We start from the raw sequence: 10,597 nt of genomic DNA, 5'->3' as shown, positions 1-10,597 counted from the left end.
ATGGATCGCTTCGTGCCTCGCGATGACCCAACACCAACGTCACTGCGAGGCGCTTAGCGACGCGGCAGTCCATGGATCGCTTCGTGCCTCGCGATGACCCTACACCACCGTCACTGCGAGGCGCTTAGCGACGCGGCAGTCTATGGATCGCTTCGTGCCTCGCGATGACAAGGTCGTGGTGACAAGACCATGGTGACAAGTTCATGGTGACAGTGCCATGGTGACAAGACCATGGTGACAAGACCATGGTGACAAGTTCATGGTGACAGTGCCATGGTGACAGTGCCATGGTGCCAAGGCCGTGGTGACAAGGCCGTGGGTGCCGGTTTTTTTGGCCGTTTGGCGGGCGGTGCAGGCTCAGATGCCTCGGTTGCGGGCCAGCGGTGGGTTGCGTGCGAAGTACTGCAAGATGCCGCGCAGCAAGGCTTCTGTGAGCTCTTTTTGATAGGCTTGGCTGCGCAGTTTTTTTTCTTCGTCAGGGTTGCTGATGAAGGCTGTTTCGACCAGCACGCTGGGAATGTCGGGGGCTTTGAGTACGGCAAAACCGGCTTGTTCGACCTGCGGCTTGTGCAGTCGGCCCACACTGCCAATTTCGAGCAATAAGCTGTTGCCCAAGTTCAGGCTGTCCTTGATTTGGGCGGATGTGCTCATGTCGAGCATGGCGCGTTTGACTTGCGAGTCTTGCTCACTCAAGTTGACGCCGCCAATGCGATCGGCTTGGTTTTCTTTTTGCGCCATCCAGCGTGCTGCGGTGCTTGTTGCACCCCCTTGGCTGAGCGCGAACACACTGGCGCCTTGCGGTCTGGGGGTGTAGAAAGCATCTGCGTGGATGCTGACAAACAGGTCGGCCTGCACGCGGCGGGCTTTTTGAACCCGCACATGCAAAGGGACAAAAAAGTCGGCGTCGCGCGTCATGAAAGCCCGCATGGGGTTGCCATTGACGCTGCTGGCATTGATGCGATCGCGCAGCATTTTGGCAATTTGCAGCACCACGTCTTTTTCGCGCGTGCCGCCAGGGCCGATGGCGCCGGGGTCTTCGCCGCCATGGCCGGGGTCAAGCGCAACCACAATCAGCCGGTCGGTGCGGGCTTGGCTGGGTGGCTTGGGGGCGCGGTCTGGGCTGTCGATGAAGGGGCCATCGGAGGGCACAACAGGGAATCGCCGTGTCATGGGGGCAGGCAAGGGCGACGCGACGCTGGAGTGCGTTTGGCGGGCGATCAGGTCGCCCAAGGGGTCGTTGAGCGAGACCGTGGCGGCGGGCAAGCTGTTGGCTGCAGCGCTGTTTTTGGCTGCGCTGCGTTCCCGGATCAGTTGCTCCAGGGGGTCAATGGCTTGGCTGGGGTACAGGTCCATGACCAGCCGGTGCGCATAGGGCGCTATGGGTTGCAGATTGAAGACTTGCGGTGTGATGTCTTGTTTCAGGTCGATCACCAAGCGCACGGTGCTGGCATTGAACTGGCCTACGCGGATACCCGCAATGTTGGGGTCTGAGTCTTGGACTTTGCCCACCAACTCTCGAAAAGCGGTGTTGAGCTCCATGCCTTCGATGTCGATGGCCAAGCGGGGTGGCGAGGCCATCAGGGTCTGGGTGCTTTGAATCGGCGCATCCGATTCGAGCGTGACCCGGCTGTAGTCGGGCGCAGGCCAAACCCGCACGGCCAACATGGTGGCTCCGCGCGCGAGCTGAGCGGTGCCCAGGCTGAGCACCAAAAAACCGGCTTTGACCAGTCGCCGACGGTCAGCGCGCATCGCTGGCTTCCAAGGCCTTGGGGCCAGAGCTCGGCCCGATAGGCTGCGGGGGTTTAAGGCAGGTGTCCAGCCAGGTTTGCAACCAAATTTGGCCACGCTCTGTGCCCGCGCTGAGGTGCACGCGGCGCTGGTCTTGGTCGATGACCTCCAGCGCGATCACCCAGTCGGGCGGCGGCAGTTGCCCGGCCACTTTGTCCGGCCACTCCATGAGTTTCAAGCCCGCTGCGGCAAAGATGTCGCGAAAGCCTGCGTCCTCCCACTCGTGCGGGTCGTTGAAACGGTAAAAGTCAAAATGCCAAATCGGCCAAGCCCCTTCATCCTGGCCTTCGGGGTGGGCTGCTTGGTGCGGTTCGACCACGGCATAAGTGGGGCTTTTGATGCGGCCTTGCACCCCGGCGGCCCGCAGCAGGTGGCGCACCAGGGTGGTCTTGCCTGCGCCCAGCTGGCCGCGCAACTCGATGCGGGCATCGCGCCCGCCCGGCCAAGTTTTCAGGCCTTGCGCCAGTTGTTCGGCAAAGCTTTGTGTGGCGGCTTCGTGCGGCCAGATACCCGTCCAGCCACCCGTGCCCAAACCCGTCCAGTGGGCGGCGCGGGTGGGGCTTTCTACAATCGGCGTGTGACTGTTCAACGTGCTCAAATCGACCTTCAAAAACTGTGGCCCCAGATGCAGATCTGGGCGCGCGAATTGGGATTGTCCCAAATTGGCGTGAGCGGTATCGATTTGTCCTCGGCAGAGCCCGGATTACAGGCTTGGTTGGACGCCGGTTTTCACGGCAGCATGGCTTACATGCCAAGCCATGGCCTAAAGCGCGCCCGCCCCGCCGAACTGCAGGCGGGCACCGTGAGCGTGATCACCGCGCGCATGGATTATTTGCCCTTGGACACGCCGACCGACTGGCAGGCCCGAGAAAGCGCCCGCAGCCTGCAGCCGGGCGAGGCGGTGGTGTCGCTCTACGCCCGGGGGCGTGATTACCACAAGGTCTTGCGCAGCCGCTTGCAAAAGCTGCAGCACCGCATCGCCCAGGCGATTGGCCCCTTTGGTCACCGGGTGTTCACCGACTCGGCCCCGGTGCTGGAGGCCGAGTTGGCCACCCGCAGCGGCTTGGGCTGGCGCGGCAAGCACACGCTGGTGCTGTCGCGCGAGGCCGGATCGATGTTTTTTTTGGGCGAATTGTTTGTCGACTTTGCCTTGCCTGAAACCCCCGCTGTCGCGGCGCACTGCGGCCAGTGCACGGCCTGCATGGACTTGTGCCCCACCCAAGCCATCGTGGGGCCTTACCGTTTGGACGCACGGCGCTGCATTTCTTACCTGACGATTGAGCATGCCGGACCCATCGACGAGGCACTGCGCCCGCTGGTGGGCAACCGCATTTATGGTTGTGACGACTGCCAATTGGCATGCCCATGGAACAAGTACGCACAAATCAGCCGGGAGCCCGATTGGCTGGCGCGTGAGGGACTGGGTGCGGCCAGCATCGCGGATTTGTTGACCTGGAGCGAAGCCGATTTTTTGCGCCGCACCGAGGGCTCTGCCATCCGCCGCATTGGCCACAAGCGCTGGCAGCGCAATGTGGCGTTGGCGGCGGGCAATGCGCTGGCGTCAACCGCTGTTTCGGCGGCTGAACGCTTGGCCTTGTGCCAGGCCTTGACCGCTTTGGCCCAGCACCCAGACGCGGTGGTGCGAGAGCAGGTGGCCTGGTCACTGGCGCGCGCGCAGTGATGCGGCTTTGAGCAACTTGTATTTGTTGGGGCCGAACCGTTTTTCAAGCCCGCCCTTTGTTTGCATCATCCCGGTGACTTGCGCCGTGAGCCAGAGTGCACACTGGGTGCTTGCAAAGGGCCGTGGTGCGCGCTGGTGCCTGCTTCTTCACCCGGGCTGACGGGCTTTGCAAGACACGGATGCATCCACTTCATCGGACCTGGTGCACCAAGCTTGGGCGTCTTCAGGGTTGGCTGATCGGTTTGCCAAACCATTCAGCCAAACGCATTTTTCGCAAGTTTTCGGCGCTTCTGATCTGAGGGTTCGAGGGCGGTGACATGCGCTCAGCCAACTCTTGTTGTTCAACGCCTGTCCGCATGGCGGTGAAGACATCGTCCCAAGTGCTTTGCGGGGCAAAGTGGGGGCCTAAAAGCTGCCCGATGAACCAGGTGTTTTTTTCGTTGTATCTGCAGCCAAATGAATTTCTGTCGGCGGCCGAGGCCGACAAGACCATTCTGTTGGGGCCTTGCAGCGCATCCACAAATGAGCCCGAATAACAAGCCGAGAGCAAGAGTGTGACGCGGGTTCGGGGGTGGAGTTGGTCCAGCCAGGCCTTGAGGGGTGCCGTGCGCAGGGGCGGGAAGTACTGGTTGGCAATGTTGACCGACAGCACATCGGGTAAGCCGTGGGTTGAAATCAAGATGGTCAGCTGCATCGGGTGCGCGTGCGACCACGCAGACAGCTGCTTAAAAACGCGATCAAGGTTGGGCACTGTTGCAAATGGGTAGCGCAGTTGTTGGGTCTCCAATTGGTTGCTCAACAAAATCGAGACGGTTGAGGCTTGAAAGGCTTGCAGGCTTTGCTGCATCAACAGAATGTCTCTTTGAAAAACCAGTGACTGCGAGTGCTGCGCCGAGCCCAAAAAAACGTGTTTGTGCGTGTCGGCAGCTTCTTGCTTCCATTGCGCTTGAACTTGTTGCAGTTGGGCTTGCAGCAAGGCATCCGACAACTGTTGGGTCTGTTCTTTTTTGGGTGAGAGTGCACAGGCCCCCAAGCTGCTGAGCAGCAAGCCCCATGCAAGGATTCGACACATGTGCAGCAGGCGTTCGGTCCATTTGGGGTGCTCAGTCATGGCTGTCTTTTGGGAGTTTGGGGTGCCGAAGTAGCTTACTCAGGCTTGCCAAGATTTGCAACTGGGCAGGTCGTCCGGTGGGTGCTGTGGTGCCCCATCTTTGTACGGGGTGACCTCAACCGGGCCAGCGCTGGCAGCTCGGCTCGCTTGGCCTGTAATCCGGTCCAGACCACGCGATGGCCTGAGCCTATGCCATACTTGACTTCATTCATTTGAAATATTTATTACTCACCGCCGAGTACTTCAGCGCAGTCCGCTTTACCGCAAGTCCTGCCCAGTGCAGCAGGTGGGCGTTTCGCGATTGCGTTAAAGCGTGTTTTTGCCAATGTTGGGTGCATTGTGATGAAGCCCTTTTCCTTCCGTGGCGACCCTGCGGTTCCTGACTTTGACGACTGCGCTCCTGTAGCTGTGATGGATGCTGAATGCGCTGTTTGCAGTTGGGGTGCGCGGATGATTCACCGGCTCGACCGGACCGGAACCGTGCGGATTTGCCCGGTCCAGTCCCCTTTGGGCGCAGCCCTGTTGGAGCATTACGGGCTGCGGCCCGATGACCCCTCAAGCTGGCTGTTTTTGGCAGATGGCTTGCCTCATGTCGATTTTGAGGCGGTTTTGTTCGCGGGTCAGCGATTGGGTGGCTGGGCGCGTCTGACTGCGGTGCTGCGGATCGTTCCCAGGCCCATGCGAGATTGGCTTTATCAGCGCCTTGCTCGCAACCGTTACTTGCTCTTTGGGCGCGCCGACATGTGCGCGCTGCCAGATCCGGCGTTCCAGAAGAGGTTTTTGCGATGAGGATTTTGGTGTTGGGGGGCACTGGCGTCTTTGGTTCACGGCTTGCGTGTTTGCTTGTGCGGGACGGGCATCAAGTGACGATCGCCGCCCGTCACATGACCGCTGCAATGCCCCTGGCAGAGCAGTTGGGATGCCAAGCCGTACAGATGGATAGAGAGGGTGATCTGCAAGCCTTGACGGGGTATGAAGTGCTGGTAGATGCCGCGGGCCCATTCCACGCCTATGGTCCCGATCCCTATCGGCTACCCCGCGCTGCGATTGCTTCAGGGCTGCATTACCTTGATCTGTCGGACAATGCCGCCTTTTGCGCCGGGATCACCGTGTTGGCTACCCAAGCAACTGAGGCTGGGCGATGTGTCATATCGGGCCTGTCCTCAGTCCCGGCCCTGTCGAGTGCTGCGGTGCGGGCCTTGGCAGGCGCGTCCCGTCCGCGCTTGATTGACAGCGCGATTTTGCCGGGCAATCGCAGCCCGCGTGGGCTGTCGGTGATGATGTCGATTCTGTCTCAGACTGGCCGGCCTATGCAGGTCTTTCGCGGCGGAGCATGGCAACGGACGACGGGTTGGTCGGATCGGCAGACCTATTTGCTGCCAGGAGGGTTGAGACGACAGGCTTGGCAAATCGACGTTCCCGACCTGACCTTGTTTCCGGCGCACTTTGGGGCGGAAACGGTGCTTTTTCGCGCGGGTCTGGAACTGGGGGTGATGCGTTATGGGCTTGCAGCCTTGGCGATGCTGCGTCGCTGGCTGCCGATTCCTGTCAATCGCCCCGTGGTGCGGGTATTCAAGCTGGTGGCCGACCTGCTGGCCCCGTTTGGCAGCGGGCGCGGCGGCATGTCGGTGATGGTGATCGTGGATCAGGAGCGGCGCTGGTGGCGGCTTTTGGCCGAGAACGGCGACGGCCCTTTCATTCCCGCCGTTCCAGCGCGGGCCCTTCTGCGGCGTGCAGAACTGCCAGTGGGCGCAGGCCCAGCACTGGAGGTGATCACGCTGGCCGAAGCAGAGGCCGCGATGCGCGATCTGCGAGTGACCACCGAGCGTGTCATTGAGCCATTCATGCCGATCATGCAACGCGTGCTGGGTCCGGCTTTTGAAACATTGCCCGAAGCGATCCGCCACAGTCATTTGACCGCCGACGTCAGCCGCTGGCACGGGCAAGCCTCGGTGCGCCGGGGCACCAGCCTGTGGAGCCGCCTTATCGGGTGGTTCTTCGGGTTTCCGGCGGTGGGCGAGGAGATGCCCGTGGAGGTCACCAAGACGGTGACCGACAGCGGCGAGACATGGCAACGCGTGTTTGGCAAAAGCAAGTTCCATTCGCGTCTTGCTGCGACCCCTCAGGGTCTGACCGAAAGTTTTGGCCCGTTCACCTTTTCCCTTGGGCTCAGAGCAGAGGGTGGGGTGCTGCACTTTGCGGTCCATGCTGGGCGGCTTGGCCCGCTGACTCTGCCGCACGGCTTGTTGCCAATCGCGCAGGCGCGGGAGTATGTGACAGATAGCCGCTTGCAGTTCGATGTGAAGCTGCATGCGCCGCTGACCGGTGACTTGCTGGTCCACTATCAAGGAACGCTGACGCCAATGACAAAGGACAACTGATGTCCCGCCCGGTGACACCCTCAAGGCTTACCCGAGCAGCACACCCAGCGCAAAAGGCAAACTCAGCATTCCAGCCAAAGTTGACAAGGTGACCAGGCCCGCCACATAGGGGCCGTTGTAGCCCATTCGTGTGGCCAGCACGTAGCAAGTGGACGCAGTGGGCAAGGCCGAAAACGCCAACAAAATGGTGCTCTGTGTCGGGTTGAGACCAAACGCCACCGACAGGCCAAGGGCCATCAAGGGCATCAAGAGGTGTTTGATCAGCAGCACGCTGGCGCTGAGCAGTTGGCCTTGTCGCAGCGAACCCCATTGCAAGCCCGCGCCTGCCGCCATCAAGCCCAAGGCCATAGAGGCCGCGCCAATTCGGCTGACGCTGGACTCCAGCACATCGGGCATGCGAAAACCAAGCAAGTTGGCCGCCAAACCCGTGGCTGTGCCGATGATGAGGGGGTTGCGCATCAGTTCCCGCAAAAATCCCGTTTGGGCTTGTCTGGCCATGGGCCAGACGGCGGCGATGTTGAACAGGGGCACGCAAAACCCGATCAGCACCGCAATCATCAACAAACCTTCTGGCCCAGCCAATCGTTCTGCCAAGGCCAGGCCAATGAAGGAGTTAAAGCGAAAGCCCACCTGCGCGCTGGCCGCATGGTCGCGCCGGTCTAAGCGGCGGCCCAGCCAAGGCCAGTAGGGCAGGCTGTAGGACAGGGCAATCGCGCCCAGCGCCAAGCACAAGCCTGCACCGATCAGGCTGGAGGCAGACGCCAAGTCCAAAGGGCTTTTCACAATCGAGTGAAACAGCAGCACTGGGAACAAGAAAAAATAAACGAGATTCTCGACCTGTTGCCAGACGGAACGGTTCAAGGCCGAGAAGCGGCAAATCACATAGCCGCACAGGATCAGGAAAAAATCAGGGAAAAGGAGTTGGGCAAAATTCACATGCCAAGGATAACCGGAGGGCGCTCCACTGCAGCTTCACGGCTGTCGCCTTGGCTTGTGCGCTCTAAAAAACCTGTTTGGACTGCGCTTTATGGGTTTTCCCGCTCACGCTGACGCGGTTTTTTTGCCTATGATGGCCGCTCTTTTAAGGAGTTTTCTCAATGAAGCGACGCAGTTTGTTTTCTGTAGCCGGTTTGGCTGCCACCGTTTTGGCCAGTGGTTCGGTGTGGGCGCAGGCCTATCCCAACAAAACGATACGTTTGCAGGTGCCCTTTGCGCCCGGCGGCACCACCGACATTGTGGCCCGTGTGATTGCCGAACCTTTGGGCAAAGCCCTGGGCCAAAGTGTGATCGTTGAGAACAAGGCCGGCGGCGGCGGCGTGGTGGGTGCGTTGGAGACCGCCCGCGCTGCACCTGATGGTTACAACCTGGGCATGGCCACGGTGTCCACTACCGCCGCCAATCCGGCCATCAATCCGCGCATCCCCTACAACGTCCTGACCGACTTCACGCCCATCATCAACATCGCGGCCACGCCCAATGTGATTGCGGTACACCCCAGCTTCCCTGCCAAAGACTACGCTGGGTTCGTGGCTGAGCTCAAGAAAAACCCTGGCAAGTACTCTTACGCTTCATCGGGCACGGGCGGTATTGGTCACCTGCAAACCGAGCTGTGGAAAAGTCTGACAGGCGTGTTCATCACGCACATTCCTTACCGAGGTGCGGGTCCGGCCCTGAACGACACCGTGGCAGGCCAAGTGCCCATCATCTTTGATAACCTGCCTTCGGCACTGCCGTTCATCCAGTCGGGCCGCTTGGTGCCTATCGTGGTGGCTGCACCGCAGCGTTTGCCCCAGTTGCCCAACGTGCCGACCTTCAAAGATGTCGGCTTGGAGCCGGTCAACCGCATGGCTTACTACGGCATCATGGGTCCTAAAAATCTGCCTAAAGAAGTGGTCGACAAAATCAGCGCGGGCGTGAAGAAAGCCCTGCAAGAGCCGGGCGTGACCAAGCGCATCAACGACACCGGTTCTTTGGTGGTGGCCAACACGCCCGAAGAGTTTTCGGCCCAAATCAAAGCCGAGTTTGAGGTGTACAAAAAAGTGGTTGAGCAGCAAAAACTCAAGCTCGACTGAGCATTTTTCATGCACCAGGCCAGCCAGAGCGCCATCGACCAATTTGCCGAGGCGCTCTGGCTGGAGGATGGGCTGGCCGACAGCACCTTGGCGGCCTACCGTTTGGATTTGACGCTCTACGCCACTTGGTTGTTTTTAACGCACCAGTTGGCCCTGCTGGCCAGTCTTGAGCACCACTTGCAAGCCTATTTTGCCGAGCGCCATGGCCAGACCAAGGCCACTTCGGCCAACCGCAGGCTCACGGTGTTCAAGCGTTTTTTCAGGTGGGCGCTGCGCGAACGCTTGTTGCAAGCTGACCCCACTTTGCGCATGCTGCCTGCCAAACAAGCGCTGCGGGTGCCCAAAATTTTGGGCGAGGCGCAAGTGGATGCCCTGTTGTCTGCGCCTGATGTGAACACCTTTTTGGGCTTGCGCGACCGCGCCATGTTGGAGCTGATGTACGCCAGTGGACTGCGGGTGAGCGAGTTGGTGGGTCTCAAAACCCTGCATGTGTCACTCAACGAGGGTGTGCTGCGCATCATGGGCAAGGGCAGCAAAGAGCGCTTGGTGCCTTTTGGCGAAGAGGCGCGTGAATGGTTGCAACGCTACACAGCGCAGGCCAGAACGGCCATGTTGGGACAGCGCCAGACCGATGACTTGTTTGTCACGACCAGTGGCAGCACACCCGGTACGGCCATGTCGCGTGCCATGTTTTGGAGCTTGATCAAGCGTTATGCCATCGAGTCGGGCATCACCGCGCCCCTGTCTCCCCACACCCTGCGCCACGCTTTTGCCACGCACTTGCTCAACCATGGGGCCGATTTGCGGGCGGTGCAAATGCTGCTCGGTCATGCCGACATCTCGACCACCACCATCTACACCCATGTGGCGCGTGAGCGCCTCAAAACCCTGCACGCCCAGCACCATCCCAGGGGGTGATGGGCCGTGCAGGCCTGGGCCGGGCCGCAGGGTGTCGACAGACAAAAGTGGGCTTCAGTTCAATGCGTCCAACTCGTCCTCTTCAAAGCCTGCCAAGCGCCTGGCGGCCATGTTGAATGGCGGGCGCAGTTTGGGCGCGTCGTACTGGGCGATCAACTCGGCGTAGTGGCGCACAGGGTCCAGGCCGCGCTGGGCGCACAGGTGGCGGTACCAGCGGTTGCCAGCGGCCACATGGCCGATTTCATCAGCCAAGATGATGTCCAGAATTTCGCCCGCTCGGTGGTCCCCCACGCTGACGAGCTTGTTTTTCACGCCGGGGGATGCGTCCAGGCCCCGCGCCTCCAGGGTGCGCGGCACGATGCCGATGCGGGCCAGCAAGTCGCCTTGGGTGCGCTCGGCCATGTCCCACAAGGTGTTGTGGGCCGGAAAGTCGCCGTAGTCAAAACCCATGCCCACCAAATGCTGGCGCAGCAGGCCAAAGTGCTTGGCCTCTTCTTGCGCGATGCGCACCCAGTCGGTATAAACCTAGATCCGGCAGTTATTCTGTCATCGTGAGCTGACTTGGTGGATACCAAGGAGGCAGGGGGCGGGTGATTCTCTGCACCACGTAGTCCAAGAACGTCTTCCATCGATCCGCCTGAGGCAA

Annotated in this window: 9 protein-coding genes and 1 pseudogene; 5 read left to right on the top strand and 5 right to left on the bottom strand. The window is 60.6% G+C overall.

Going from position 1 to position 10,597, the window contains the following annotated elements; all coding sequences use genetic code 11:
- Positions 1-357: 357 nt before the first annotated feature.
- Both ACIQ39_RS16410 and tsaE read right to left on the bottom strand, forming a co-directional pair.
- Entirely contained in the window at positions 358-1,749 is a 1,392-nt protein-coding gene (locus tag ACIQ39_RS16410) for an N-acetylmuramoyl-L-alanine amidase (protein ID WP_396435675.1), read from the bottom strand.
- Positions 1,739-2,320, bottom strand: a complete 582-nt coding sequence (gene tsaE, locus ACIQ39_RS16405; protein ID WP_396435677.1) for a tRNA (adenosine(37)-N6)-threonylcarbamoyltransferase complex ATPase subunit type 1 TsaE — start codon at positions 2,318-2,320, stop codon at positions 1,739-1,741. Before tsaE ends, ACIQ39_RS16410 begins: the two co-directional genes overlap by 11 nt.
- Before the next feature lie 93 nt (positions 2,321-2,413).
- On the opposite strand from tsaE, the gene queG reads away from it, so the two are divergent.
- Positions 2,414-3,469 carry a tRNA epoxyqueuosine(34) reductase QueG gene (queG, locus tag ACIQ39_RS16400; RefSeq protein ID WP_396435676.1) on the top strand — a complete coding sequence of 352 codons (1,056 nt, stop codon included), beginning with the start codon at positions 2,414-2,416 and terminating at the stop codon, positions 3,467-3,469.
- Positions 3,470-3,692: 223 nt separating this feature from the next.
- Here the strand turns inward: queG and ACIQ39_RS16395 are convergent, their stop codons facing one another.
- Positions 3,693-4,580, bottom strand: coding sequence for a C13 family peptidase (locus ACIQ39_RS16395; RefSeq protein WP_396435674.1), 888 nt, complete (start codon positions 4,578-4,580; stop codon positions 3,693-3,695).
- Positions 4,581-4,922: 342 nt separating this feature from the next.
- On the opposite strand from ACIQ39_RS16395, the gene ACIQ39_RS16390 reads away from it, so the two are divergent.
- Together ACIQ39_RS16390 and ACIQ39_RS16385 are read left to right on the top strand one after the other, a co-directional pair.
- Complete coding sequence (locus tag ACIQ39_RS16390; RefSeq protein WP_396435673.1) at positions 4,923-5,369, top strand: thiol-disulfide oxidoreductase DCC family protein; 447 nt, start codon at positions 4,923-4,925, stop codon at positions 5,367-5,369.
- Positions 5,366-6,961, top strand: a complete 1,596-nt coding sequence (locus ACIQ39_RS16385; RefSeq protein WP_396435672.1) for a DUF4166 domain-containing protein — start codon at positions 5,366-5,368, stop codon at positions 6,959-6,961. The genes ACIQ39_RS16390 and ACIQ39_RS16385 overlap by 4 nt, the downstream gene beginning before the upstream one ends.
- A 27-nt stretch (positions 6,962-6,988) precedes the next feature.
- On the opposite strand, the gene ACIQ39_RS16380 is transcribed toward ACIQ39_RS16385, so the two are convergent.
- Positions 6,989-7,897 carry an AEC family transporter gene (locus ACIQ39_RS16380; RefSeq protein ID WP_396435671.1) on the bottom strand — a complete coding sequence of 303 codons (909 nt, stop codon included), beginning with the start codon at positions 7,895-7,897 and terminating at the stop codon, positions 6,989-6,991.
- A 161-nt stretch (positions 7,898-8,058) separates the two neighbouring features.
- Between ACIQ39_RS16380 and ACIQ39_RS16375 the strand changes: the two genes are divergently transcribed.
- Both ACIQ39_RS16375 and xerD read left to right on the top strand, forming a co-directional pair.
- Complete coding sequence (locus ACIQ39_RS16375; protein WP_396435670.1) at positions 8,059-9,033, top strand: tripartite tricarboxylate transporter substrate binding protein BugE; 975 nt, start codon at positions 8,059-8,061, stop codon at positions 9,031-9,033.
- 9 nt (positions 9,034-9,042) lie between these two features.
- Positions 9,043-9,951: a site-specific tyrosine recombinase XerD gene (gene xerD, locus ACIQ39_RS16370; RefSeq protein WP_396435669.1), complete on the top strand. Its 909-nt coding sequence runs from the start codon at positions 9,043-9,045 to the stop codon at positions 9,949-9,951.
- A gap of 54 nt (positions 9,952-10,005) precedes the next feature.
- On the opposite strand, the pseudogene ACIQ39_RS16365 reads toward xerD, so the two are convergent.
- Positions 10,006-10,473: pseudogene (locus ACIQ39_RS16365) on the bottom strand (ferritin-like domain-containing protein); the annotation flags it as partial.
- Positions 10,474-10,597: the final 124 nt, after the last annotated feature.

This window comes from Limnohabitans sp. (genome assembly GCF_044361645.1).
Lineage (GTDB): Bacteria > Pseudomonadota > Gammaproteobacteria > Burkholderiales > Burkholderiaceae_C > Limnohabitans_A.
This window is presented reverse-complemented; position numbering and strand designations above follow the sequence as displayed.